The organism is Lysinibacillus sp. EB106-09-02-XG168, assembly GCF_058791475.1.
Genome location: NZ_JBYTDN010000003.1, coordinates 2,675,875 through 2,701,737 on the forward strand (window position 1 = coordinate 2,675,875; position 25,863 = coordinate 2,701,737).

23 protein-coding genes are annotated in these 25,863 nt (G+C 37.1%); 2 read left to right on the forward strand and 21 right to left on the reverse strand.

Annotated elements, in window-relative coordinates:
* Positions 1 to 392 precede the first annotated feature (392 nt).
* Positions 393 to 1,358 carry a hypothetical protein gene (locus AC3WSO_RS14040; RefSeq protein WP_492531594.1) on the forward strand — a complete coding sequence of 322 codons (966 nt, stop codon included), beginning with the start codon at positions 393 to 395 and terminating at the stop codon, positions 1,356 to 1,358.
* A gap of 179 nt (positions 1,359 to 1,537) precedes the next feature.
* Here AC3WSO_RS14040 and AC3WSO_RS14045 read toward each other — a convergent pair whose 3' ends face one another.
* The 18 genes from AC3WSO_RS14045 to ureA all read right to left on the reverse strand — a co-directional run bounded on the left by AC3WSO_RS14045 (position 1,538) and on the right by ureA (position 19,328).
* Positions 1,538 to 5,290: a S8 family serine peptidase gene (locus AC3WSO_RS14045; RefSeq protein ID WP_492531596.1), complete on the reverse strand. Its 3,753-nt coding sequence runs from the start codon at positions 5,288 to 5,290 to the stop codon at positions 1,538 to 1,540.
* 555 nt (positions 5,291 to 5,845) lie between these two features.
* Entirely contained in the window at positions 5,846 to 6,298 is a 453-nt protein-coding gene (locus AC3WSO_RS14050) for a VOC family protein (protein ID WP_492531598.1), read from the reverse strand.
* 149 nt (positions 6,299 to 6,447) lie between these two features.
* Positions 6,448 to 6,798, reverse strand: a complete 351-nt coding sequence (locus AC3WSO_RS14055; RefSeq protein WP_492531599.1) for a YhjD family protein — start codon at positions 6,796 to 6,798, stop codon at positions 6,448 to 6,450.
* The gene (locus tag AC3WSO_RS14060; protein ID WP_492531601.1) at positions 6,791 to 7,123 is read right to left on the reverse strand and encodes a YolD-like family protein; all 333 of its coding nucleotides are present in this window, start codon (positions 7,121 to 7,123) and stop codon (positions 6,791 to 6,793) included. Before AC3WSO_RS14060 ends, AC3WSO_RS14055 begins: the two co-directional genes overlap by 8 nt.
* Positions 7,124 to 7,136: 13 nt before the next feature.
* Complete coding sequence (locus AC3WSO_RS14065) at positions 7,137 to 8,396, reverse strand: Y-family DNA polymerase (protein WP_492531602.1); 1,260 nt, start codon at positions 8,394 to 8,396, stop codon at positions 7,137 to 7,139.
* Positions 8,393 to 8,614, reverse strand: a complete 222-nt coding sequence (locus AC3WSO_RS14070; RefSeq protein ID WP_492531603.1) for a transcriptional regulator — start codon at positions 8,612 to 8,614, stop codon at positions 8,393 to 8,395. Before AC3WSO_RS14070 ends, AC3WSO_RS14065 begins: the two co-directional genes overlap by 4 nt.
* A 776-nt stretch (positions 8,615 to 9,390) precedes the next feature.
* Positions 9,391 to 10,113, reverse strand: coding sequence for an ABC transporter ATP-binding protein (locus AC3WSO_RS14075; protein WP_492531605.1), 723 nt, complete (start codon positions 10,111 to 10,113; stop codon positions 9,391 to 9,393).
* A gap of 5 nt (positions 10,114 to 10,118) precedes the next feature.
* On the reverse strand, positions 10,119 to 10,868 hold the full coding sequence (locus tag AC3WSO_RS14080; protein ID WP_492531607.1) for an ATP-binding cassette domain-containing protein: 750 nt from the start codon (positions 10,866 to 10,868) through the stop codon (positions 10,119 to 10,121).
* Positions 10,861 to 11,673, reverse strand: a complete 813-nt coding sequence (locus tag AC3WSO_RS14085; RefSeq protein WP_492531609.1) for an ABC transporter permease — start codon at positions 11,671 to 11,673, stop codon at positions 10,861 to 10,863. Before AC3WSO_RS14085 ends, AC3WSO_RS14080 begins: the two co-directional genes overlap by 8 nt.
* Positions 11,670 to 12,638 (reverse strand): ABC transporter permease, encoded by a 969-nt coding sequence (locus AC3WSO_RS14090; protein ID WP_492531611.1) that lies wholly within the window; start codon positions 12,636 to 12,638, stop codon positions 11,670 to 11,672. The genes AC3WSO_RS14085 and AC3WSO_RS14090 overlap by 4 nt, the downstream gene beginning before the upstream one ends.
* On the reverse strand, positions 12,628 to 14,220 hold the full coding sequence (locus AC3WSO_RS14095; protein ID WP_492531613.1) for an ABC transporter substrate-binding protein: 1,593 nt from the start codon (positions 14,218 to 14,220) through the stop codon (positions 12,628 to 12,630). Before AC3WSO_RS14095 ends, AC3WSO_RS14090 begins: the two co-directional genes overlap by 11 nt.
* Positions 14,221 to 14,255: 35 nt before the next feature.
* Positions 14,256 to 15,062, reverse strand: a complete 807-nt coding sequence (locus AC3WSO_RS14100; protein ID WP_492534365.1) for an urease accessory protein UreD — start codon at positions 15,060 to 15,062, stop codon at positions 14,256 to 14,258.
* On the reverse strand, positions 15,055 to 15,684 hold the full coding sequence (gene ureG, locus AC3WSO_RS14105) for an urease accessory protein UreG (protein ID WP_492531614.1): 630 nt from the start codon (positions 15,682 to 15,684) through the stop codon (positions 15,055 to 15,057). The genes AC3WSO_RS14100 and ureG overlap by 8 nt, the downstream gene beginning before the upstream one ends.
* Positions 15,685 to 15,701: 17 nt before the next feature.
* A complete protein-coding gene (locus AC3WSO_RS14110) occupies positions 15,702 to 16,442 on the reverse strand; it encodes an urease accessory protein UreF (RefSeq protein WP_492531616.1) in 741 nt (246 codons plus the stop codon).
* Positions 16,384 to 16,830 (reverse strand): urease accessory protein UreE, encoded by a 447-nt coding sequence (locus AC3WSO_RS14115; protein WP_492531618.1) that lies wholly within the window; start codon positions 16,828 to 16,830, stop codon positions 16,384 to 16,386. The genes AC3WSO_RS14110 and AC3WSO_RS14115 overlap by 59 nt, the downstream gene beginning before the upstream one ends.
* A gap of 100 nt (positions 16,831 to 16,930) precedes the next feature.
* On the reverse strand, positions 16,931 to 18,646 hold the full coding sequence (gene ureC / locus AC3WSO_RS14120) for an urease subunit alpha (RefSeq protein WP_492531620.1): 1,716 nt from the start codon (positions 18,644 to 18,646) through the stop codon (positions 16,931 to 16,933).
* A complete protein-coding gene (locus AC3WSO_RS14125; RefSeq protein ID WP_492531621.1) occupies positions 18,643 to 19,011 on the reverse strand; it encodes an urease subunit beta in 369 nt (122 codons plus the stop codon). The genes ureC and AC3WSO_RS14125 overlap by 4 nt, the downstream gene beginning before the upstream one ends.
* A gap of 14 nt (positions 19,012 to 19,025) precedes the next feature.
* Positions 19,026 to 19,328, reverse strand: a complete 303-nt coding sequence (ureA, locus tag AC3WSO_RS14130; protein ID WP_492531623.1) for an urease subunit gamma — start codon at positions 19,326 to 19,328, stop codon at positions 19,026 to 19,028.
* A gap of 1,293 nt (positions 19,329 to 20,621) precedes the next feature.
* Here ureA and AC3WSO_RS14135 point away from each other — a divergent pair.
* A complete protein-coding gene (locus tag AC3WSO_RS14135; protein WP_492531625.1) occupies positions 20,622 to 21,206 on the forward strand; it encodes a TetR/AcrR family transcriptional regulator in 585 nt (194 codons plus the stop codon).
* 295 nt (positions 21,207 to 21,501) lie between these two features.
* Here the strand turns inward: AC3WSO_RS14135 and AC3WSO_RS14140 are convergent, their stop codons facing one another.
* The 3 genes from AC3WSO_RS14140 to AC3WSO_RS14150 form a co-directional block, all read right to left on the reverse strand.
* Positions 21,502 to 22,884, reverse strand: coding sequence for an alpha/beta hydrolase family protein (locus AC3WSO_RS14140; protein ID WP_492531626.1), 1,383 nt, complete (start codon positions 22,882 to 22,884; stop codon positions 21,502 to 21,504).
* Positions 22,885 to 22,935: 51 nt separating this feature from the next.
* A complete protein-coding gene (locus tag AC3WSO_RS14145) occupies positions 22,936 to 23,964 on the reverse strand; it encodes a DUF418 domain-containing protein (protein WP_492531628.1) in 1,029 nt (342 codons plus the stop codon).
* Between the two features lie 279 nt (positions 23,965 to 24,243).
* Positions 24,244 to 25,473 (reverse strand): aminopeptidase, encoded by a 1,230-nt coding sequence (locus AC3WSO_RS14150; protein ID WP_492531630.1) that lies wholly within the window; start codon positions 25,471 to 25,473, stop codon positions 24,244 to 24,246.
* Positions 25,474 to 25,863: the final 390 nt, after the last annotated feature.

Genomic DNA, 25,863 nt, shown 5'->3' on the forward strand with positions numbered 1-25,863 from the left:
GTATACTATGCCTCCGTAATTGACGGTCATACTTTTTAAAATTATCGACCTTTATTTCAAGGCCATCCAGTTATCCTTGTTTCAAAATCAAGTGAAATATTACCCTTTTTATAACAGAATACATCTTACACTCCCAATATTAAGCATAATTTGTTATATTTGTAGTATATAATTTGCTATAGGTATGTGGTTTGCCTAATAAATCAGCAAGAGGACTTATAAACAATAGTATCTTACTATACTACCTGTTTTTTATTTCCGAGGTCCGTGTGGCCGAAAAGCGAAAATACAATGATAGGGTGATTCCTTAAACATAAATTATAGGCCATTTGATTTGAGAAAAATTTTATTTTTCTCTTTAATTATTAATTTATAAAGGTGGAAAGATACATATGTGGAATTCCAATAGTTTTTGGACAGGCTATCTATTTGGGATGGCAGATAGTAGAAATAATAACGAAAATAATGGTTGTGCAACAGGCGGATGTGGTTGTTTATTTTTGTATATCATCCTTTCAATTATTGGATTTATTTTAATGTCTATAATTAGATATTTTCCAAAGGTAAATTATATTTTTTTGGATTTGTATGATCACGTATTAGTAAAAATAATACTGTTCCCTTCAACTTTTGATTTATTAATTGCTTGGGATGGACAGTATTGGATTCACATTGGAATTTTGATAATCGCCTATTTCATCGTAACGAAAATTTCAAAGATCTTAAATCACAAATCAAAAATGTTATTTGTTTATTTCGTTTTTCATCGATTTATATTAATTCTTCGTGTATTTGGTTTAATTGCATATGCAATTACACTATTATTAAACGGAGGGCAATCAGATTATTTAGATAAAGAGAAAACAGATATTAGTTTTATAGAAGTAGAATCTACTAATAATATGATTAGTCCAACAATTAATTATAAAAAAGTCAATTTAGGCAACGAATATGAAACGGACAATCTTGGGAATGGAAAATATCAAAAGTATTTATTTATTAATTTTGATGCACCACAAAATAATGAAGAAAATGCAGAACGTTCAATTACTTTGAGAATTGAACCGAAAGGTGGTATTTCTTATCGAGGTGTTGTTGACTCCAAATTATTTAAAACAATTCTTTCTTATGCTCCACCAGGAGAAGAACGCCTTTGGGCTAATGATAGTACCTTCAAATTTGAATTTATTATAGATGGTAGTATTGTAAAAACATTCTCATTATCACCATCTGATTCTGTTATACCTGTCGAAATTAATTTAAATAAAGCGGAGTCAATACAAGTTAAAGTAAGTGGAAATATACATGATCGTAATATTGTTACATTATTAAACCCTATATTTTTTGCAAATTTTTAATGTTTTTAACCATTTATATACTTAAACGGAGCTTACAGGTGAAGAGTTGCTTATTAACTTTGTTAATCAAAAAAACAGGACTGATTTCGTTTTACCTAAGACGAACTAATCAAGCAATTCCAAAAAGAGAAATTGCGCTGTGCAATTTCTCTTTTTGCTTGAACTGAAATTAATTATAACTAACCCTCGGTAACTTCATTATTATTTTTATTACCATTACCATTTCCGTTTCCATTTCCGTTTCCATTTCCGTTTCCATTTCCGTTTCCATTTCCGTTTCCATTGCCGTTCCCGTTGCCATTTCCGTTACCATTCCCATTCCCTGGCTTTACAACCAACACATCAAATGTTAGTGTGTTCTCACCATACGTTACCGTAATCGTTGTATTACCTTGACCTTTCCCTTTTACAGCCCCTTCTTTTACAGTAGCTATTTTATCATCTGCTACTTCGTAGGTTGCAAGATTTGTAACATCTTTTTCTGTTGTTTTACCATCAAAAGTAGTTACTTCAGTAATCTTAACTGGAACTTCTTTACCTATTCTAGTTTCAACCTGAGCTTGATCAATTTCTAGTGTTACTATTGGTGTTTCTACAACAGGTGCTTTAACTGTAATATTTAAAGTAACTTCATTATCACCGTATGAAATAGTAATTGTAGTTGTGCCCTCGCCTACTGCAGTTACTAATCCATTTACTATTTTTGCAACGTTTTCATCTCCAACAACATAAGTAGCTTTTGAAGTTACGTCTTCCTCTGTTGCAGCACCTTCTACAGGTGTTGTCGTTTCTGTTACCTTAATTTGTGCAGTTTCTCCAGCTGTTAGGTCTAGCTTAGTTGGATTTACAGAAAGTGCTACTACTGGTTCTACTACTTCTTTTTCATATATCTTCGCTTCACCAACATTCCCAGCAGCATCTTTAATTATTACTGATACAGCATTTGTTTCTGCTGTTACTGGGAATGTGAAGCTACCGTCTTGATTTAATTCAAAAGCAACTGGAGCTTGTACTTCGCCATTTACCGTCGAAACATAGGAAGCATTTAATTTATCATTTAAATTGTAATCTAAACCGTATAAATATAACTCTTCATTGTAGTCGATATACTTATCTGTTATTTGTCCTGTAGCGACACCATTAGCTACTGAACCAGTAATTTCTGGTTTAGTCGTTTTCACGATAATTGGTCCAACATAATCGGAAACTACTCCTGATGCTGCAAGACCGGTGAAGTCAATTGTGTACAGTCCATCTGGAATCTTTGTGGCAGGTGCTGTTCCCCATGGTTTGTACTGCCCACCAATATTCAGCGTATAAGAGCCTTTTCCTAGCGCAGTACCTGCATGTAGATAACCAATGTAGCCGTCTCCGTATTCTCCACCTTCAGGATTCATAATATCCCAAAGCTCGATATAGTTAGTTGTTACTTCTCCAGTTAATGTGAATGAAAGTACAGCTGAGTCTTTCACTCCATCTCCGTTAAAGGATAGGTCTGTTTCTGTAATCTTAAAATCTTTAATTTCAGTTGCTGCCGCGCTGCCAAAGTCAGCTGCGAATGGCAATGAAATTTCTGTATCTTCACCGTTGATGTAAATATACCCTAGGATTTCAGAGCCGTTTGGTGCCGTAGCTTGTGAAGCAGTTAATGTAATATTTAAAATTTGCTCACCAGCTAGATTAAATGTCGGCTGATCTACTGTAACAGTTGCATCACCAAATGTTTTTGTCACATCAATTGATACGTTATAATTGCCGCCGTTCCCTTTAATATCTTTTACTAAAACTTGTTTCGTTACAGAAATATCTCGGTCTTTAAGTGATTGCGGACCGAAAGTAACTGTACCTTTCAAGTTTTCTGTAACTGCACCAGTTCCATCTAAAATTGCGCTATCAAGTGCATAGGCAAGAATTTCCGGATGAGCTGCTGCATAAGGATCTACACGCCCTGCACCTTGAGAAAATACATCGTATTTTGTTTTATCTATAACCTTTGCTGTATTAGAAAGCGCCACTTTTACATCGAACGCGTTCCAATCAGGATTTGCTTGTTTAACTAATGCAGCAATACCTGCAATATGCGGTGTTGCCATAGAAGTTCCTGTTTTACGATCATATGCTTCCCCATAATCTGCATCAGGGAAATCTTTTTTATACATTGGAATCGTTGACATAATGTTTGTTCCAGGTGCACTTACATCCGGTTTAATATCAAAGTTTGGTGTAGATGGTCCACGTGAACTTGAATCGTTGACATCATCTCCCAGTGTCTTTGTGGAAGCAAATTTACTAAAGCTTACTTTTCCGGTTCCGCCTGCTAATGCAGCGCGAATTGCAGCGCCATCTGTTTGGGACATATCAAATGTTGGCAGGAACTCAAATGAATCACCAAGGTATGTGCCTGAAATGTTCGGGGCATTCGTTCCACCTGCAAAGTTATGAATAATTGTTGCGACTGCTCCTTTTGCCTTTGCATTCGCAATTTTATCAACGAATGCAATACTACCACGAGAAATCAATGCCACTTTACCTTTTACATCAATTCCTTCAAAGTCTTTTACTTCCCCGTTTCCAGGAACAGCAACTAGATCAAATTCTCCTTGAAGCTGTGTTGCTAAATTTTTTCCAAAAGTCGTTCCCATTACTGGAAGCTGTTTTGTTAAGTTGTAGTTGCCAACTGTAACATTCACTTCCCCGTTATACATTGTTTCAGGATTTGTTGTGTTACCAACAGCAATTCCTAAACGAGCAGTTGCAGGCGTGCCTATTGTTCCGCGATTCGGACCTTCGTTTCCTGTTGCAACTACTCCGATTGTTCCAGCCATCATAGCATTATTAATAGCAAATGAACCAGCATCCGTTTCAGAGTTAGCTCCCCCGCCAAGTGAAAGGTTAATAACGTCCATTTTTTCTTTTACAGCAGTTTCAATTGCTTTAACAATACCAGATGTAGCTCCACTTCCATATGCCCCAAGAACACGGTAAGCATAAAGGTCTACTTTTGGAGCAATGCCTTTAATACCGAATTCGTTAGCTCCGATTGCTGCAATTGTTCCAGCAACATGTGTACCGTGAGAAGTATAGAACGCGCTTCCCTTTTCATTAAATTCAGGTGTCCCAGTTGGACGCTCCGAAGGCAATGTTTCCGATGCATCGTCATCTGTCCGAGGTTTCGTGTAAGTTGCTGAGTTCGGAATGAAGTTTTTTCCACCTTTATAAACTCCAGCAAATTCAGGGTGATCTACATCAATACCAGTATCTAATACCGCTACTTTTATTCCTTGTCCTTCAAGTCCTTCTTTCCAAAGCTGTTCGATGCCAAGGAATGAATTACTTGTATTCATTTGAGCTTCTAATTGATCTTCCTTAATAAGTTCCGATGATTTCATCGTATTATCTTCTGATGCGGAAACAATTGCATCAGGTTCGATTAATGTAATTCCTTCTACTGTAAGCAGTTTCGGGAGATCATTTGCTTTCACAGTTGCCGCAAAACCGTTTAAAACAGTATCAAATGTGTATCCTTCAGTCATCTGAACATTTTTAGCAGCTAACTCTTCTTTAACTTCTGCTTGTTGTTCTTTTACATTTGAGCGAACTTCATTTGCTTGGGCTTTAGAGAATTCTTCGCCTTTGACTTCGCTCATTCCTTGCTCAAGTGCCACAGGCTTTTCAGATAAATGAATGATGACTGCAACTTTTTGATTGCCTGATACATTTTGTAAGCTTTCGTGAAGAGTTGGACCATCTTTAGACAAGCTTAGTTGTTCAGCAATAGCCCCTTTTAGTTGAATTATGCTTTCACTTTGACCATCCTGCTTGAATGGTTTCAATTCTTCAGCACTAGCACTCGACAATGGAACCAATAGATAAAGCACCATAACGAAAGCTAGAATACTACTTAAGAACTTCGTAAACTTAAACTTTTTCAAATCTCATTTCCCCCTTTGTTTTTAATTGTCACACTTTTCAGTCTAGTGTGACATTTCCAATTTATCACAAATAAACTAATACGAATATCTAAATATTCTAACATTTTAAAATATTGATAATTTGTATCATTTTATCAAATATAAATTAAATCTATATTCCTAGTAATTTAACAAAAAAGGAGAACTCGAATGAGAAATGACCTACAATAATTCATAGATTTTTCAATTAATCTTATCAAGCCAGCAGTTCGAGGTACAGCCAGTGGTGTAGTTGCTTATAGAAAATTAGGAGAGCGGTAAGAGGAGTGATTGGAGGGGAATAAGTATATGAAAGTAATGACAATACTGTTGTTTAATTTTGAAGCTAAAAAACGCATAACACCGTCCACATTTGCGGACGGTGTAAAAATAAAGTCGTTTAATTTTTGGTACAAGTGCCGAATAAGTACTCGTAGATGTGACAATAAAGTCGTATAAACCAACAAATGCGCCCTTTATTTAATAAGAATTTTCTTCAAATATTTCAGTGAAGGCTTTTTATAAAACGCCACTTACTTATTTGTTTCCGAGTTGTTCCGCCAAACCAATTAGAAGTCCTTCGATTCCACGAATGTAGCAGAGCCGATACGAGTCCTCGTACTGAACCACTTCGCCAACGAGTTGAGCACCATACTTTGTGAGTCTGGATACCATTTCGTCAATGTCTTCAACGGCGAACATGACGCGTAGATAACCGAGGGCGTTTACAGGAGCAGTCCGGTGATCTGATATAGTAGGTGGGCTGAGAAATCGCGAAAGTTCAAGTCGACTGTGGCCATCTGGAGTAACCATCATAGCAATCTCTACACACTGAGAACCCAATCCGGTTACGCGACCAGCCCATTCACCTTCGACAGTAACTCGCCCTTCAAGGTTCAAGCCAATCTCTTCGAAAAAAGAGATTGCATCATCAAGGGATTCTACAACGATGCCGACATTGTCCATTCTTAGTAATTTGTTTTCTGCCATAGTCTTATCTCCTTATGTGTAAAAATTTATTTATCTGATCTTCTATTAAAAAGTTACAAATTCCTTCCAAACAAACTATCATAGTTAATTTTTTTCGAAATGGAGTGTTTTTGCGTTTGCTGATAAATAAGGGTTGAAGGAAAAAATCTTTATTCTAAAGCTACACGTATATGATTAGCCAACAACTTTTCCACCTGTGATTTAAGAGCTTGATTAGCATAACGGAGTACTACATCATTACCTGCAGTAGCAACTTGCACGTCACTAAAGTATTCATCTACTGGCTGCCAACCTACTACTCGTATACGTTGCTGTGCAAGTTCTCGTTTTAGGCTAAAATATTCTTGTCTTAGATCCTTTAGCAATGAATCCATCATTGGAAGAAATACCATTTTCATTTTAAACTGCTCTAATTTACAATAGTCAACCTGCAATGATTTAACTGCTAGCTCTAACAAAAGATACTTATGAAGTAACTGTCTTTCATCGGCTTTAATCATAATAATCAGCATCCAGTTGGGCTGATTGAATACTTTGGATTAGAATACTTTTCGTTTTAAGTAGTGTTTCAAGTATGAGTTCATTAGTATTCATCGATTTAATTATTCCAGTCCATTGTGTGATTTTGTAGTCCTTCCATACTTCTAATTTTATGTCCAATTGCTGATTAAAAGCTTGATCAATTGTTTTCTGTAGTTCTTCCAGCTCCCATTCAGTCAATTCTCTTGGCTGTTCCGCGCACTCTTGTTTGTACTCTCTAAGAAGCTCCAAATGCTCCGGCAACATCATCGATGCCCATTTAATATTACCTCTGTCTTGTATCATTAATAAATCACTCCTATGCCAAATGACCACCAACTAAGCGATCTCGATTAATAGCTGTACCAGCTTTTGTGAAAGAAACTGCTCTTAATATTGATGTTGCTCCAAACCGATTGCGTATGGCATCCATAGTAGGTCCTATAATTTGACGCTGTGGTTTGCGTTCGTCAAATAAATCTAATTGGATACTATGCTCTCTTTCGAGGTTCGTTATTCGGACAGATAATTGACGAGCTGGCTCCCCTGCAAAGTGTTCATCCAGTAATTCAAGACAAGTTTTATACATCACAAGAGTTTCACTTGTCGGCACTGCAATTGTTTTAGACCGATGGAACCCTTTGGTCATGGCGTTTCGACTATAAGAAAGACCAATACTAATTGTACGGCCCACATAACCTGCATCCCGCGTTCGCTTCATTACATCCTCACACATTTCAAGGAGCACTACAGAGATTTCTTTTCGTGTATGGTAATCCCTCATCAGCATTTGTCCCTTCCCAAAACTTAAAGCTCCGTTTGTTATTAACGGCTCCCCTAATTTGGATAGATCTATTCCCCATGCATGGTAATAGAGTTGATTGCCCATTACACCAAAGCGCTTTTCTAATTCTTTTAGATCTGTATTAGCCAAACCACCAACTGTTTGTATTCCCATAGCATTTAGATTTGCTTCCATTCGTTTTCCTATGCCCCACATTTCCGATAGAGGTCGTACAGGCCATAATTTCTTTGGGACATCCTCATAAGTCCATTTAACAAAGCCTGTTTTCTTTGCTTCAAGGTCTAAAGCTAATTTGGCTATTAACATATTTGGTCCCATACCTACTGCACTAGGTATATTAAATTGGTCAAGAATAGCCTTTTGTATTTCCTTAGCCGTTTCTTCTGGTGAACCCCAAAGCTTTTCCGTGCCGGTTAAATCAACAAAACTTTCGTCTACACTATACACATGTATAGCATCAACCGGGACGTAATTAGAAATTAATTTTGTAATAGTCATCGACATTTGAATAAAGAAACTCATTTTAGGCTCAAACAATCTAATGTCAGGATGTTTAGGTATTTCATAACGGCGACTACCAGTTTTGATACTAAATTTTTCTTTTATTAAGGGAGATGCAGCAAGCACTACGCTACCTGGCTGGTCAAAATTTGCTACTACTGCAACTGGATTTTTTAAAACATCTAGCCCATGTAACATCGCTACGATACTCGCGTAAAAGCATTTCATATCGATACACATAATAGGTCTATTGGGCATACTCTCATAATTCATACAACTTCACGTCCCCTACTAACAAAAGGAATAACGGCTAGAACGTTACTGATCAAAAAAGTACGTTTTGCATATCTTGTAAAACAAAATGCTTGAAATGAATCACCAACAACTTTAATGACTTTTACACGCCTTTTTGTTATGGATCCATCTTTTGCTACGTACATAATGTTCACTAATTGATTGCGTTGCATAGCTTTAATCAGTTGCTCTCTCATCGTAGTTTCCTCCTTACATCTCGCATTTTTTTAAATTGGCTAATCACTATATCTAGACTTTCAAATTCTACCGATGTACTTACTGGTAAAGGATCAACTTCCATAACTTGAATCGCATCCGGACTTTTAAACCTTTTATGTCCAATTTGAAGCGAAATATCTCCTACTACAGTTATTTATTATTGGTACAATGATTTTCCCTTTTACTTATCATACGCAAGAACACTTGTTTGTATACATATTAGAACAAACGCTTGCTTTTTAGCAATATTAAATTTTTGGAAATAAAAAATCACAATGTAACTTTTGATAAAAAGGTGAGTGGATTGAAAGTAAAAAGGTTATTCAATGGTTTGATTGCATTAGTTTTATTTATGATTACTGGATGCAATATTCAAGGGTGAACCTACAACAATATCAATTGATAATATTGATGCCGAAGAAGTTTTAACATTAAATACTAATGCTGATATTTTTCAGTATGATGGAATTATCTACAAAATGGCTACCTTCAGACGCGAAATCCCATTTTATTCACTGCACAAATCTTTCATATGTATAGGAAATATAGATAGGCTGAGAGAAAAAAGAAATAGTCAATCTTCCTGTTTGCCAAGGTTATTGTCCTAGCACCCTCCCTCTAAATATCTAAATTTTCAAACCACTAATCAATTGAGTTAAAATATAATTTAGGCGTAGGATACATATAAAGAAAGTCTGAAAAGTAGATGCTATTCCATCCCCTTCACAGACTTTCTTTTATCGATTGTAAAAATTCAATTTTTCATTGCCTGAAACAGTTTTTGCGCATAGCTATCCGTGAATGTAAAGCCATCTCTCCCTTTACAACACTCATCAACAATCTCGCCAGATTTCATCACATAAATGCGTTGACATAAATATGAAACAGCCTTTAAATCATGTGAGATAAATAAAATAGCCATGCTGTGCTCTTTATTCAATGAAATTAATAAATCAATAATCTCACGTTGAATCAAACGGTCTAAGCTTGAAACGATTTCATCACATATTAACAATTTGGGCTGAATTAGAATGGCTCTTAATAAATTTACCCTTTGCCTTTCACCACCACTTAGTTCATGTGGAAAGGAATCTAATATATTCGTTGATAGCTTGACCTTTTCGAGCATTGTTTGCCAATAACAATCTGACTTTTGTTGCTGTAATGGCTCCGTTAAAATTTCTCTGACCGTCCAAACTGGATTGAAAGCGGCAGTCGCGTTTTGAATGATGATTTGGCAGTTTTCATATAAAGATAGACGATTTTTCTTTGTAATATAGGTTCCAAGAAAGCGAATTCGGGCTTGCTCTGCCTGCTCAAGCTGCATGATGATTTTAGCCAACGTACTTTTTCCACTGCCACTTTCACCAACAAGCCCAACCATTTCTCCATGTCCAACGTTTATATTTATATGGTGTAGTACTTGCTGCCCTGTGTAGCTTTTACTAATATTTTCAACGTGAAGCAACAAAACCACTCCTTCTAAAAATGATTCGCGACAAGTCGCTTTGTATACGGATGTTTTGGCGCCTCAAAAATTTCCGACGCTTGTCCAGTTTCAACAACCTCGCCGCTTTTCATTACCACAATGGAATGGGCAGTCGAAACGGCCATTTCTAAATCATGCGTAATCAATAATATCGTCGTTCCAAGTCGGTTATTGAGGTTTTTCAATAGTTTAATAAACTCTTGTTGATGAAGCATATCTAGCGCCGATGTTGGTTCATCAGCTATTAGTAATGCAGGCTCATTGTAAAACGCACAAGCTAGCATACACCTTTGAAGCATGCCTCCTGAAAGTTCAAAGGGATAGCGTTGTAAAATATCTTCGCTTAAATCTAGGTCCTTAAAAATCAAGGACATCTTTGAGAGAAACAGCTCTTCCTTATGACCTAAGCGTTGTCCGCTAAACATATATAATTGCTTCCTCATTTTTGTTGTTGGTGAAAAGCTGTTTGCTGCGTCCTGAAAAATTGTGAAGAAATTCGTTTTCCCTACCGTCGACCTTTCCTTTGACGACATTGCTAGGACATTGCTGTCTTGCCAAAATATCTCTCCGTGAATATTCGCCTGAGCAGGTAATATACCTAGAATTGCGGATATTGTAGTACTTTTACCGCTGCCACTTTCACCAATAACAGCTGTAATTTTATGTTCTGGGACAGTGAAGGAAATATGTTGGATTAAATTCTTATTATTTATGCTAACAGAAACGTTTTTTAGTTTAAGCATGTGAACGCTCTCCTCCTTGCTTGAAAGCTCCACCAATCATTTGTACGCATAAAATCGTCACAAATATTAAAATGCCTGGGAAAAGCCCTATCCACCATGCACCAATCAGTAAATCATTTTGAGCAGAATTCAACATGGTTCCCCAAGAAGGTGTTGCGGGTGGTACGCCAATTCCTAAAAAGCTCAATGAAACTTCTGTAAAAATGGCCCCAGCAAAATTAAACAATATCACGATAAAAATTGCTGGGTAGATATTACGCAATAAATGCCCAACAAAAATCTTCCAAATGGGTGTGCGGAACATGATTGCCATCTGTACAAACTCTGATTCCTTCAGACGAATAAATTCAGAGCGCACAATACGTGCCGTAACAAACCACCCTGTTGCCCCCATTATGAGCGCCATACTCCAGACATTGCCTTGCAATATCGCTTGGAAGGCAAGAACGATAACTAACGAAGGAATCGTTAACAAAGCTTCAAGAATTCGCATCATGACTGCATCTACAGCACCGCCAAAATAACCGCTTATACCACCATATAGTATGCCAATTAAGCTGGAAATCACTACTGAAACAATCGCAATTAAAAGTGTTACCTGTCCACCAACAAGTAAACGTGAAAGTACATCTCTGCCTAGCTGATCTGTTCCAAGTATATGTGTCGGAGTAGGGGCTTCGTAAGTATGATTCATATTCATTGCATTTGGCTCATAGGGCGCAAGGAATGAAGAAAAAATAGTGACAGTGAAAATAATGCACAGTATCACAAGCCAAAAGATTGATATTTTCCGTTGTTTTCTCATTGCCAAGCACCTCTTTTTAGCTTAGGATTTAAAACAATCATGATGATATCGATTACAAATAGGCACAAGATAACGACCACCCCAATAATAAGAATGCCTCCCATTAAAACCGGAAAGTCTTTAACCATTACCGATTTCACTAGAAGCTGCCCTAAGCCTGACCAACCAAATAATGATTCTACAACAATGGAGCCACCAAAGAATGATGGAATCGTAACCCCTACGTAATTGAGATATGGAATAATGGAATTCCGTAAAATAGCACTACGTATTTCTCGATGTGCCACACCATTTGCACGAGCAACCTGTACATAATAACTTGAGTTTTCAACCTTCACACAATCCTGTAAAAAGCGTGCGAATATCCCTATATGTGAAACAACAAGTACAATCACAGGCAAGACGAGATGGCGCATTCTATCTATTAATCCTCCATCACCACGTATATCGTTCATTCCTGATGACGGGAGCCAGCCAAGCTGTACGGAAAATACAATGATTAATACAATGCCTATCCAAAATGGTGGCACAGCTGAGCTAGCCACACTAAAAATGGATAATCCACGATCTAATAGTGTACCCTCGTTTAAGCCTGCATAAAGTCCTAACCAAATAGAGGTAAGCGCTACAATAAACAAGGTGATACCCACTAGCTGTAGGGTGTTAGGTAATCGCTCTAGTAAAATCGTTAAAACCGGTCTTCCTTCTTTTGCGGAATATCCTAAATTGCCTTGAACGGCTTCATGAAGCCATGTTACGTATTGATAGATGATGGGTTTATCTAAGCCAAAAGCTTTTTCAATGCGCTCTTGCTCGGCTGCAGTTAATGTTTGTGCATTGCCTCCATAATAAGCCGTTGCTGGATTGCCAGGAGCGGCTTGTAGTATAAAAAAAGAGAGGAAGCTCACGATAATGAGGACAAGTGTCCCCATTATCAATCGCTTCCCAAGCCACTTAGCGATCATTCCATTTCCACTCCTCAACATTCCATAAGAAGCCCGCTCCGTGGTGACCCAAAATACGTTCTTTTACACCACTAATATTTTTATTAATGCCATAAACCGCGTCTACATAAGCAAAATAAGCAAACGGTGGATCCTCTGCTAGCACTTTTTGTAATGCCCTATAAACTTCCTTACGTTTGTTGGGATTAACCGTTGAACGCCCTTCCCCTAACAACGCATCGACCTTTGCGTTAGCATAGCTTCCGTAATTGTAGCCAGCACTTGTTAAGCTAGACTCACTTGAATGGAATAGGCTATAGGTATGGTGGTCTGCATCATAAGGACTTCCCCAGCCAACCATAAACGCTTCTGTATCTTCAATGACAATATTACTCCAATCTAAGGCGGCCACTTCCACATCTGCGCCAATCACTTTATAACCCTCGGCTACATAGTTTGCCATATTTACACGTACTGTATCTGTAGCAGGGGCAGTAATGGTAAAACCAAGTTTTTTGCCATCTTTATAGCGGAAGCCATCATCCTTTAGCTTCCAGCCGGATTGCTCAAGTAACTGCTTGGCTTTATCTAAATCGTATTCATAGCGCTCCATGCTGTCGTTGACATAAGCGTGTTTCTGTAGTGGCGAATATGCTTCTGTACCAAAGCCATGTAAGATGCCTTTTACAATTCCTCCACGATCTACCGCAAAGCTCATTGCTTTACGCACATTCACGTCCTGCCAAAGATTAAATTTCATATTAAATAAAATGCCACGATAATCCGCTGATTCAACCTCGTACATTTTTAAATGCTCTACTTTAGAAAGTTCATCCACTTGATTAGGGTCAAGTAACGCAATATCAACCTCCCCAGACTTTAACTGTAATGCACGAACATTGCTGTCTGGAATAAACTTAAAGATGACCTTTTCAATAGAAGCTTTTGTACCAAAAAATGTTGGAAATGCTTGCAGTGTTAAGCTCGTGCCACGATCCCATTTAGCAAACATATATGGACCAGCACCAATAGGCTCTTGGTTAAACGGAGTTGTTCGCATGTCCTGCCCCTCAAATGCATGCTTCGGCAAAATCGGTACTGTCAGCTTATCGAGCATTGGCGTAAAAGGTTCATCTAAAATGAGTTTCATAGTCGAGTTATTCACTTTTTCCATTGCTTTTACATGAATAAAATCAGACTTTAAAAACGAGGCATTTTGATCGTCTAAAATACTATCGATTGTAAAAATGACATCATCAACTGTTAAAACCTGCCCATCGTGGAATTTGACATCATTTTTTATAGTAATCGTATATATCAACAGGTCATCCGATATTTGAACATTTTCTGCAATGTCATTCACCGGATTATTGTGCTCATCAAAACGCATTAATCCACGAAATAATAAAGCATCTAAATTTGTTTCCTCTAAAATAGGGTTTAAGTTTGCAAATTCAGATTCTGAAGCATATATAAGTTCATTCGCATGTGATGTCGCCTCAGCAGATTGTTGCTGTTTTGCACCTTCGCTAGACAATTTGCTACACCCCATAAGACCTAGCATCAGTGTTGTTCCTAGCAAACTTACTAAAAACTTTTTCAATTCAATTCACTTTCTCCTTTAAACAAACAAGCGCTTTAAATTAGCGAGGCAACATGTACAAACATTCGATTGATTTCTTTATGTAGAATGCGTTGCTCTTTAGAAAGCCATCTACAATGAATCGCATGATCCGTAAGCCGCGTTACGCTTGCTTCTATTGAGCTCTCCTGTAGTATCATATCCTGTAAGTCTCTTATGTTAAGGTTTTTAACCTGTGGTGAAACAATCCATAATGATCCGATGTATAGCGCTTTTTCAAGCAAGCCCATGGATGATAAATCCATTTCTTGTGGCTTGAATAGTAATGTATCAAATGCTATTAATGCATCCTCCACATATAGCTGATATATTGAGCGAAATGCCTGATAATCAAAGATTTCTCCGCGCATTTCCCTACCTGGTGCAATAATTTCTCCCCAAATTAGTGTCGCGCTTTCCTTCATGCGAATCGTTGTATCCACCTGAAATTTCGCCCTCTCAAATGGAATGGTTACCTCAGGCATCCATTCTAAGCGAGCCTGCTCCTCCAATTCAACAGAAATTGACTGTGTGCATCGTTCTCCTGTATGGGACGGATATATCTTTAATGCTGATTGTTGTTTCAAGCGTACTTGACTATCAGCAGCAAGTTTAACGTTGATTTCATTTCGGTCACCTGCCACCATACCACCTGAGGATTCCATAATAAAAACAGTAGCTGTTGGATTATTTCCTTCATATAATTCTCGACTTGCCTTCAATGGGGGCTGCTGGTACACATGAACAAGTCTTGTGTATCCTCTTCTAAGCTCAAATGCCATCTCTAGCTTGCCAAAGTGATTTACTTTTCCCTGACTAGACATTGCCGTCAACTGCTTCTGCCCCTTCTAGTAACATATGATGCTGAATCCATGCGACAACCTGATTCACATTCGTTTGAGAGCGAACATCAGCAAAAATATATGGACGCCCACCTCTCATTTTTTTCACATCTTGATCCATCAGCTCTAAATCAACACCAACATGTGGAGCAAGCGATGTTTTATTTATTAACAACAAATCTGAACGTGTTAAAGCTGGGCCACCTTTTCGTGGAATATCCTGGCCTTCTGCTACGTCAATAACATAAATATAACCATGAACAAGCTCAGGACTAAATGTAGCCGATAAGTTATCCCCACCACTTTCAATGAAAATAATATCTAAATCGGGAAAGCGTCTATTCAAGTCATCAATGGCCACAAAGTTCATCGACGCATCTTCACGAATAGCTGTATGTGGGCATCCACCCGTTTCTACGCCAACGATACGCTCCTCATTTAAAACACCATTCGTAATCAGGTATTGGGCATCCTCTCGTGTATAAATATCATTAGTAATAACCGCCACATTGTATTGCTCATGCATAGCGCGTGTTAATTGGTCTACCAGCGCTGTTTTTCCTGAACCAACTGGCCCACCGACTCCGATTTTTATTGGTTTCATCAATCTTCACTCTCTTTCTACGAAATAAATAATCTTGAAAATAAAAATTCATGCTTCATAGATGCAAGCTCAATCCCTAATGCGTTATTGGCTAAATCATCAATGGTTAAATCTATCACCTTTTTGGCTGCTCGCTCTACATAAGCAAGTAGTTCGTGTAATGCTTGTACCCCTGTATTTTGTCCAAATGGAACAGAACGTACCGCATTTTGCACTAAGCCACTTATGGATGCATACATAAAAGTCAAGATAGCATGATAGACATCGATACCAAATGCCTCACAATAAATACCATAAAGAACTGCATAATGTCCCTTCACTTCTTCACGCTCTATTTTTTCCTTCCATTGCTCTATAAAAGGGTGCTCTACAAGAGGTGCTACTGTTCGAACAAATTGCTTTCCGACATTGACACTAGCATCTCTCGATTCCTTCGCAAGTTTCATAGCCCCGCAAAGCTCATCAAGCTTCTTTAAACGCGCTTCGTCTTTGCTTACTGCTGCATGAAACGACTCCTGAATGATAATGGCATCACCATATACTAAGTTTTGCATTAAGTACGCTTTGCAAAACTGAATTAACTGTTCCTTTGTGCGAATTAAATCCCTTTGAATATAGGTCTCCATTCCGTATGAATGCGTATAGGACCCAATCGGAAATGCGGAATCATGAATTTGTAATAAATGCAATATGGATAAATCAGTGAGAGTGTCCACGGTATTTGAACGGTTGTTTAAAACGTCGCTCTGTCGTTTCATAGTTTACTCCTATTTCATCTAATAATGGATTGATCGTATGATCTGCACGTACGATGATTTCATTATTTTCAATCAAGCAAGGTGTATGACGATTCCCTAATTCAAATGAAGATTTCCCCATTTGAACCATATCTTTTGGTGTAATAACAATCACAGGCTCTAATTTTGTGCGAATAGCAATACGACGGTTGTCATCTTCAAATAATAAATCTCCATATAGTAAAGGTTCTTCTCCATCAATACGTAAAGCAATGTCAGTTCCCTTATCCGTTTCTGTGCGAATAATACGTTTGCTTAACTCTTCCCATTCAAGCTCAATCCATTCTGTGGATTTGTGAGTATGTTCTTCCTCGTTGGCAATATTACCGATAATTTTTTCTATTAACATAGTATAGGCACCTCATATTTTAATGGAATTAAATGGCTGTTCCTCTATAAATCTCATATAGAAACTTCATTTTTCTTATAATTAAATCTTTTTATTACAATTAGAATAAGAAATACCGTTGGGACATTGGTAGTACATCTACTGGCTCACAAATTGCTAGCTCACCATCGATTTTCACTTCGTACGTTTCTGGATTAACATCAATTTTTGGGGTAGCGTTGTTAAGCTTCATATCAGCTTTACCAATATTCCGACAATTTTTTACCGTACCAATCATTCGATTTAACCCTAATACTTCTGGTAATCCTTCTTCTACAGCAATCTTTGGTAAAAATGTCATTCCGCAATTTTTTGGCCCTTGTCCATAGTAGCCAAACATACGTCGCCCTTTCATAGGCTGTGGTGTAGGGATCGATGCATTAGGATCACCTGTAATACCATAAACGGCAATACCTGCTTTAATGACCATCTCTGCCTTTACGCCAAAGAAGGCTGGGTCCCAGAGGACAATATCTGCTAACTTTCCTTCTTCCAGTGAACCTACCTCATGACTAATTCCATGAGCGATCGCTGGATTAATATTAAGCTTCGCCATATAGCGCTTCACGCGATAATTATCATGATCCTTGCCTTCATCCTGTGGCAGGGAGCCACGTTGTTTTTTCATTTTGTCTGCCGTTTGGAACGTTCTTATTGTCACTTCACCGACACGCCCCATTGCTTGGGAATCGGATGACATAATACTTAAAATCCCTAAATCCTGCATAATATCCTCTGCAGCAATTGTTTCTGGACGAATACGTGAATCAGCAAATGCCACATCCTCTGGGACATCGTGTTTAAGATGATGACACACCATTAGCATATCTAAATGCTCATCAATCGTATTGATTGTAAATGGTTTCGTGGGATTCGTAGATGCTGGCAAAATATTAGGTAAGGAAGCCATGACTAATTGGTCAGGAGCATGTCCCCCACCCGCACCTTCCGTATGGAAAATATGAATAACACGTCCATCAATAGCATTGATCGTATCTTCCACAAACCCAGCCTCATTCAACGTGTCGGAGTGAAGTGCCACTTGAATATCATACTCGTCTGCAACGGATAAGCTTTGATTTAGCGCTGTAGGTGTTGCGCCCCAGTCCTCATGAATTTTCATGCCGATTGCACCAGCTCGAACCTGCTCAATAATCGGTTCTGGATCAGATGCACTACCCTTTCCTAGTAATCCAACATTGATTGGGAATCCTTCAACTGCTTGAAGCATTCTATGTAAATGCCATTCACCGGGAGTTAAACTTGTCGCTTTTGAGCCAGCAGCTGGACCTGTACCACCCCCGATAAAGGTAGTCGTACCTGCTAGTAATGCTGTTTCTACCTGATCTGGGCTGATGAAGTGAATATGTGTGTCGATCGCCCCAGCCGTTGCAATTAAACCTTCCCCAGCATATACCTCTGTTCCAACACCGATGATCATATCCTGACCGACACCGTCCATACTGTTCGGATTTCCGGCTTTTCCAATACCAATAATTCGGCCATCTTTAATACCAATATCAGCCTTTACAATACCTGTATAATCAATAATGACTACATTGGTAATAACCGTGTCGAGCACACCCTCATTTCGTGTATTCTTACCATTTTGCCCCATAGAGACACGTAGCGATTTTCCGCCACCAAATACACCCTCATCCCCATAGCTTGTATGATCCTTCTCTATTTCAACCCATAGATCGGTATCCGCTAATCGAACTTTATCTCCAACTGTCGGTCCAAACATTTTTGCATACGCATCATGTGTCACCCTCATTTTTCCTCAGCTCCTTTAAAACCACCTTCAATTGCCTTGTCTAAAATTTCGTCCTTATGATGTGTAGAGCCTTCTGTTAGTTTGTTCAAACCAAACACATGACTTTTACCACCAAACTCGACAAGCTCAACTTCTTTCTCTTCTCCTGGCTCAAAGCGAACTGCTGTACCTGAAGGAATATTTAGATGCATTCCGAATGCCTCTTGCCGATTAAACTCTAAAAATCTATTCACTTCAATAAAATGAAAATGCGAACCAACTTGTATCGGACGATCACCAGTATTAGCAACGACTATCGTCTTAGTAGCTCGTCCTACATTCATTTCGATTTCGCCTTTAGCTGGGCGAATTTCTCCAGGAATCATAGACAAATCCTCCTTTACTGAATTGGGCGGTGTACAGTTACCAACTTCGTTCCATCTGGGAATGTACATTCAACTTGTACATCTGAAATCATATCACCTACGCCCTCCATAACATCATCTACTGTGAGCACTTGCTTCGCTTCACTCATTAATTGTGCAACTGTTTTGCCATCCCTGGCACCTTCCATAATAAAACTACTAATGAGTGCTACAGCTTCTGGATAATTCAACTTTAGTCCACGAGCTTTTCTTTTCTGCGCAAGTTCTCCTGCCACATGGAGGAATAATTTTTCTTGTTCAACAGATGATAGCTTCATTCCAATCTCTCCTTTCCCTACATTCGGAATTATCTTTCGAAACTTAACTATTTTAGAAATAAATGGGTTCGACAGTTAAATGAGATCATTGAGGTAACAGCTAATCTATTATAAGAAAATAGTTTAAAAAAAACAAATATTTTCATTTATCTGTCACTTACTGATTTAGCGAACAAGAGACAAAGAATGAGTTAATTCGCAACAAAAAATTATCACCATCTGTAGTTACCCTTAAAAAATCAATATTGTAATTGTTTAATAAAGTGCTGCTACTACCGGTTTAATCAAATTTAACCCTAAAACGAATCTACTAAACACTAACGTTGTTACTACAACTAACGGTTTTTTTCGAAATAGTAGGGACCACCCCTATTACCGCTTACGTAAAAGCATTTATATTTAGTATTATCTAAAAAGTCACTAAATTACTGACTTCAAACTTTAAACACATATCTTCTTACTTTAATCGATAGTGTTAGTTAATAAGTATAGGCAATATCATATACTAAGAAAATTTGAACTTAAAAACATCCAAGATAAAAGCACTTTTAACTAAGTCACTCACTACAAACAAGTGACTTTTTAATAAAAAACAGGCTTTATACATGTCATTGTTTCTTATTGTAGCTTTGTAAAAAAGATTCATCGATTATAATTAAGATTGATAATTTGTAATAAAGTTTAATTAAAATCCTCTCTTTAGTATTTCTGAGGTGATTTTTTAATACTTATGATTGTCATGATTGAATTTACCTTGTGTAGAATTGTACTTAAACTAATCATTTGGTATCGATATTCTATCGGCGCCAGTGAGTTATTTTTGGAGGCGTTATATCATCATTCGTTTTTTCAACACACAAAAAACCCCTTTTAAGTTAAATGTGATTAACAGCGTACTGTAAGTTTTTTAACATTGTCTACTTAAAGGGGATAATACTAGTTTGATCAAAACCAAATAGAAATTAAATCTTCTGCTATGGAACTTTTAGGTAATCCCTAGCTTATGGGGTACGTATATGTCTGACATATACTCGGAGTACCAAACGGCAAAAAGAGAAATAGCAAAAATAAATAGAAGAAATTTTTTTGTAGAAAACACTTCATATTTAGTATTCTCTATAACTTATTGCTTAACAATATTCCTAACTTTTATTTTTGTTTTACTCAAATGTTTTGTATTATAGATAGAGGAGTATTATAAAGAAATACTCCTAGGAAGTGTGTATTTTTGCACCTTGTTTTTAAATACACATAGTAAAGTTAACAATAAAAAATAAGTTAGAAGTGATATTTATGACAAAAAATAGGATTAAAGAAGTTGCTTATAAACAATTGGCTGAAAAAGGCTACGATCAGGCAACTCTTTCTAGTATTGCTAAAGAAGTTGGCATTAAAACACCATCGATATATGCTTTTTTTAAAAACAAAGAGGACCTGTTTATGGCCGTATATAAAGATCTGCTCGAAGAGTATTACCTTCACATAAAACGATCAATTGCCAATTTAAAAAATGGGTCGGCTAAAGAAAAGCTCTACCAAATAGTGAAAGAACTTTGTAATTACTATTTAAGTCAACCTGAAAAAACAGCAGCATATACAAAATTAGCTTTTTACCTTCCTCCAACTTTAAATGATAAAGTGAAAAACATTTTTAATGAGATGGAAGAAATACTTTTTGAGGTGCTTGAAACAATCTTTTCAGAAGGAATAGAGCAAGGCATAATAAAGGATCAACCAGTTGATGACTTAATAGCCTCGTTTAATTGTTTGATGGATGGGCTCTTTTTGGAATTACTTTTTTATACAGAAGAAAAATTTAGAAGGCACGCCGAGCAAGTTTGGAACATTTATTGGAATGGGATTTACAAAGAACATTGAAAAGTGTTCTTCTAATCCCACCCTCAAAAAGATAATCGATAGCAGCATTACATAATGGTAGAATTTTCAAGGCTATCTTAATTGTAAATTTCTTGCACCATCGTATGCTACTACACTTTCTGTGCCTTTGCAGCCTTATTTGTTGTTTCCATTACACCTGTTGTAATCTCCTCTGAATATGGATATTTCTTCTGAGGTCACAGAAACTTATTTGGTAAGAGATACTACAACCCAAACAGATTGGTTAAAATCCTAAATGACTTCTTCAACAGATGAAGTTAGTTTCTGCATAAGGTTATCGGTTTACTTTAAAATTCACTTCCGGGTATTTGGTCTTCAGCCTTTTAAGGGTAGAGCCGTCGTCCTTCTGTTTTATATACTGGTCAAAAAATGCCAGGCTGAATTCGTTGATAATGCGATGAACTTCCTTTGGATTTTCACCTGGGCTCCGCAACAGAGGGGAGAACAAATGAAAATCAGTGAAGCTTGTATGATCCGTATTGGGAATGACCATTGACATACCACCGCCAGCTAACCCACGTTCATTGCGAACCTTGTCTTTATAGGAATCTTCATCAGAATCTTCATTTATGTCTGCACTCATGAGAAGAAACGGTTTTCCAATCCCACTTTCAGGTAATACTTCCCCATACAATGTACCATCCATATCAATAGCTGCTTTGACACGAGAGTCTTCTGCAAGTATTTGTGCTGCGGTAGCCCCGCCGTAAGAGTGCCCAAACATTCCAATACGCGAGGTATCAATCTTTCCTGTAAAGAAGCCGGTCTCATCGTTTTGATTAAGTTTCTCTAACTGGTCAAGTACAAAAGTGACGTCTTCTTTCCATAATTTGATGTGGCGATCGCGTTCGTCAAAATCAATTAAATTGACGGATTGTAAGTAAGCAGTTCTACCATCTGGAAAGACGGTAGCTGCAGCATCAAATGTATGATCGATACCTAGAACAATATATCCTTGACTAGCCAACTCCTCAACTTCAAACGTGTTTTGATTACGAAAACCACTTAAACCATGGGAGAAAACTAATATGGGATAATGGTTCTCTGAGTCTGATAGTTGTAAATCCTTAAACGAATGCGATTTTACCAAACCCAGATGGCTGAATGCAAATGCAGGAATGGACAATGCTTTTTCCAGTCCCTTAGCAAGCTCTGTCATGTTCCCAATATAAGGCTCTTGATTCCGATTGCTTTTTTCAGCTGCAGGATACCAAATTTGCACCATCAGTTCACGTCGGTCGGTTGGATTTTTTGAATATGGTTCACTTCTCTGATGATCGACCCAATGATATAGTTTCGTACCGACCGTATGTGGGCCAGTTGGTTCTTCAAATGCAAATACTGGCATAAGTAAGGGTAACGTAACTGCTACAGAAATATAGATGAACAACGACAAAGACTTAACAATGAATATACTCCTGTTTCTGAACCCCTTTTTCCGCTCAGCTGATAAATAGCATATAATCAAGATAACTGGGGATAAATAAGCTGGAATCATCTGCCATCTAAAACCTTCTGCCAATAGCTGCATTATCACCATTCCAATAGCAACCAAAGATGCGAATTTAGACCACTTTTTCGTTTCCCCACTCACTAACAAAATCCAACTTAATAGACTAAAATTTACAACTAATAAAACAACTTCCCATAAATTCATTGGCCTATCTCCTTTGAATGCATTTTACTTCTAATTAAAGTGATTAAACATTTAAACACTTTCTAAATCGTTTCTAACTGATTTCTTCCTATTTGGAATTTCACTCCAATATGTAAAATATCTTAATAACCATTCAACTGGTCCTATTTTAAAATACCTTAACCAAACCATACTAAAAGTAATTAAAATAGCGTGGATTATGAAGCACACTATTAATGAATTAATAGGTGTAAAACCAATTATGATACTAAATACAATTAGTAAAGCACTTTGTGCAAGATAATTTGTTAAAGACATTTGTCCATAGAACTTTAATGGAGTTACTATCATTTTTGCCTTATCCCATTGTAAAATAATAAGAAGAATGCTAGTCATCATAAAGGCAACAATATAATCTTCTAGCATTTCAATTCCTGAAGGGGGAATGTTAAATAACCCTGACCCCTTTACATAAAATAAAGATACATAAGTACAAATATTAACGATTAAAAAAATCGAAATATACTTTAATTTTCCATAGACATTCTCAAAAAATTTAAATTGGCCCATCGTAAAACCTAGCATCATTAATACAAACCATTTACTTATGTTAGATAGCAATTCCAGCCATACGATTCTCTCACCATAAAACGGTTGACAAAAAGCAGTAACTATAGATAAGGCTATTAGTGTAATCGTTACTATTAAGTTGGTCCATTTATTTGTTTTGGAAAATATTATAATAAACAAGCCAAGTACAGCATAAAACATTAATACATCATTAATTCCTGGTGGTGCATAAAATGTATGGATAAGCCCTATTACAAATAAAAAAGAGATTCTGCGTAAAAACGAAAGGTTTCTCTTGTTTACTTTTTGTTTGGATCGATTCATAAAAAGATAACACCCGAATCCAAATAAAAAGAATAAAATAGGATAAAATTTTCTGTTAAATATATCATATAATACTTGATGTAACTCATTAGTATTAGACAAATAACTCATTACCTGATAACTATTCACAAGAAGTACCCCCAACAAGGCAAATCCTCGTAAATAATCCATAGTATCTATTCTTGTATAAGAATTTAATTTATTCATTCCAAGACTCCTAATATAAATATATATTTATAGCATTATTAGTGGATAACCTAGAAACTCAATTGACCGGCCATCTCCAAGCTCATGGCGGTTAAATCACTGTAGCCTGTATCATTTCTGTTGATAAGGTGTTTGACCAGCCGCCAAGGAATCTCCAATTGACAGGCAGTTTTCAGTCTGAGCTAAAGCAGATGAAACCTAAATACCTTTGTGAGTATGGCTACTAGTGAAGCTCAGGTATCGTTTCATCTGCCCCACTTCTTTCTTCCTATCAAAAGCTTAAAATGCCCAGCTACCTTTACGGAAAATTGGCTCAACAGTTCCATCTGGTAAAATACCGTCAATGTCCATCTCACCGCTACCAATCATAAAGTCCTCATGTGTTACTGAAATATTTGCACCTAACGATTCAAGCTGATCGTTTTCTAAATCTCTTCCACCCTCTAAGCAAGTTGGATAAGCTTTACCAATCGCTAAATGGTTCGATGCATTTTCATCAAATAATGTATTAAAATATAAAATCCCTGATGCTGAAATTGGTGATTCATGTGGTACAAGTGCTACCTCGCCTAAATAGCAAGAGCCTTCATCCACATTCATAAGTTCCTGTAATAAATCATGTCCTACCTGTGCTTCAGCTTTAACAATTCTTCCTTCTTCAAATGTCAGTTTAAAGCCATCGATAATATTCCCTTGATAAACTAATGGTTTTGTATTGCTTACATAGCCATTTACACCTTGTTTCATCGGCAACGTATAAACTTCTTCTGTCGGCATATTAGCAATAAAGATCGTATCATCTGGTGTTTTACCACCTCCAGTAATCCATTTATGCTGTGGCGCTAATGCAATTGTTAAATCAGTACCTGGCGCTTTATAGTGAAGCTTCGCATATTTTTTATTGTTCAGAAGGTCTGCACGAGCTTCTAAATTTGTTACATGTTCACGCCAGTCTTCAACAGCGTTGCCTTCACCGATACGAACAGCTTTAAAAATAGCCTCCCATAATGCTGGTACTTGCTCCTCAGCAGCTAAGCTCGGGAACACCTTCGATGCCCACTTTGGTGAAGGAACTGCTACCATCGACCAAGCGATTAAATCCTTCATTACCGCGTTGCGATTGTTTCTCAGAGCAGCCCCTGATACCTTTTGATAAGTAGCTAGACGATCGGCTGAAATACCTGTAAATTTATCAGGGTCTGCAGCATCTATCATTAATAGTGCTCCTTTACGTTCGATCAATTCATCATTCATTTTGACTATCCATTCTGGGAAACGATTAAATTCTTCATCTGAGGCATGTTCAAAGTAAGCACGATCCATTTCATCATCCGATAAATTAACATGAACACGTCCAGCACCAGCCTTATAAGCTTCTTTCACAACTAAACGGGCGAAATCCAATGCATCCACTGATGTATTGACTAATAAATATTGCCCTGGTTGAATATTGACACCGACTTTTACCGCAAGTTCTGCATAAGCTTGTAATTTTTCTTCAAAAGTCATATTATTTACCTCGCTTTTGTCTAATTGTTTATTATTACCTTAAAGATAAACATTTGCTTTATTTAAATGAATAACTGTTCCCTTACAATTTGAAATATAATCTTACTAAATTGTAACTATAGAAGAAGAGTATGATGGTGAAGAATTTCGGTTTACCTAACTAAATTAGTTAGGTAATTGTTATTATAAATCTCACTCATTTCTTCCCAGTTTCTTTTATGCGTCTGCGCCTGACTATAACACTCTTTAATTTTAGATTACCTTTAAACCAATAATCATATTGTACCCTTCATAGTAAAGAGTCTCTGGTACACTGCTGATATTTGAATATTGTGTTGTTTTTGAATAAAACTCACTTAATCTTTAATCAAAGGGGTAATACGGTACAAC

What these genes read in the sequence shown, in the direction of transcription:
- AC3WSO_RS14040 (WP_492531594.1), top strand. Translation starts at nt 393, where the DNA reads ATGTGGAATTCCAATAGTTTTTGGACAGGCTATCTATTTGGGATGGCA.
- AC3WSO_RS14050 (WP_492531598.1), bottom strand. Translation starts at nt 6,298, where the DNA reads ATGGCAGAAAACAAATTACTAAGAATGGACAATGTCGGCATCGTTGTA.
- AC3WSO_RS14055 (WP_492531599.1), bottom strand. Translation starts at nt 6,798, where the DNA reads ATGATTAAAGCCGATGAAAGACAGTTACTTCATAAGTATCTTTTGTTA.
- AC3WSO_RS14060 (WP_492531601.1), bottom strand. Translation starts at nt 7,123, where the DNA reads ATGATACAAGACAGAGGTAATATTAAATGGGCATCGATGATGTTGCCG.
- AC3WSO_RS14065 (WP_492531602.1), bottom strand. Translation starts at nt 8,396, where the DNA reads ATGAATTATGAGAGTATGCCCAATAGACCTATTATGTGTATCGATATG.
- AC3WSO_RS14070 (WP_492531603.1), bottom strand. Translation starts at nt 8,614, where the DNA reads ATGAGAGAGCAACTGATTAAAGCTATGCAACGCAATCAATTAGTGAAC.
- AC3WSO_RS14080 (WP_492531607.1), bottom strand. Translation starts at nt 10,868, where the DNA reads ATGCTTAAACTAAAAAACGTTTCTGTTAGCATAAATAATAAGAATTTA.
- AC3WSO_RS14085 (WP_492531609.1), bottom strand. Translation starts at nt 11,673, where the DNA reads ATGAGAAAACAACGGAAAATATCAATCTTTTGGCTTGTGATACTGTGC.
- AC3WSO_RS14090 (WP_492531611.1), bottom strand. Translation starts at nt 12,638, where the DNA reads ATGATCGCTAAGTGGCTTGGGAAGCGATTGATAATGGGGACACTTGTC.
- AC3WSO_RS14100 (WP_492534365.1), bottom strand. Translation starts at nt 15,062, where the DNA reads ATGTCTAGTCAGGGAAAAGTAAATCACTTTGGCAAGCTAGAGATGGCA.
- ureG (WP_492531614.1), bottom strand. Translation starts at nt 15,684, where the DNA reads ATGAAACCAATAAAAATCGGAGTCGGTGGGCCAGTTGGTTCAGGAAAA.
- AC3WSO_RS14110 (WP_492531616.1), bottom strand. Translation starts at nt 16,442, where the DNA reads ATGAAACGACAGAGCGACGTTTTAAACAACCGTTCAAATACCGTGGAC.
- AC3WSO_RS14115 (WP_492531618.1), bottom strand. Translation starts at nt 16,830, where the DNA reads ATGTTAATAGAAAAAATTATCGGTAATATTGCCAACGAGGAAGAACAT.
- ureC (WP_492531620.1), bottom strand. Translation starts at nt 18,646, where the DNA reads ATGAGGGTGACACATGATGCGTATGCAAAAATGTTTGGACCGACAGTT.
- AC3WSO_RS14125 (WP_492531621.1), bottom strand. Translation starts at nt 19,011, where the DNA reads ATGATTCCTGGAGAAATTCGCCCAGCTAAAGGCGAAATCGAAATGAAT.
- ureA (WP_492531623.1), bottom strand. Translation starts at nt 19,328, where the DNA reads ATGAAGCTATCATCTGTTGAACAAGAAAAATTATTCCTCCATGTGGCA.
- AC3WSO_RS14135 (WP_492531625.1), top strand. Translation starts at nt 20,622, where the DNA reads ATGACAAAAAATAGGATTAAAGAAGTTGCTTATAAACAATTGGCTGAA.
- AC3WSO_RS14140 (WP_492531626.1), bottom strand. Translation starts at nt 22,884, where the DNA reads ATGAATTTATGGGAAGTTGTTTTATTAGTTGTAAATTTTAGTCTATTA.
- AC3WSO_RS14145 (WP_492531628.1), bottom strand. Translation starts at nt 23,964, where the DNA reads ATGAATAAATTAAATTCTTATACAAGAATAGATACTATGGATTATTTA.
- AC3WSO_RS14150 (WP_492531630.1), bottom strand. Translation starts at nt 25,473, where the DNA reads ATGACTTTTGAAGAAAAATTACAAGCTTATGCAGAACTTGCGGTAAAA.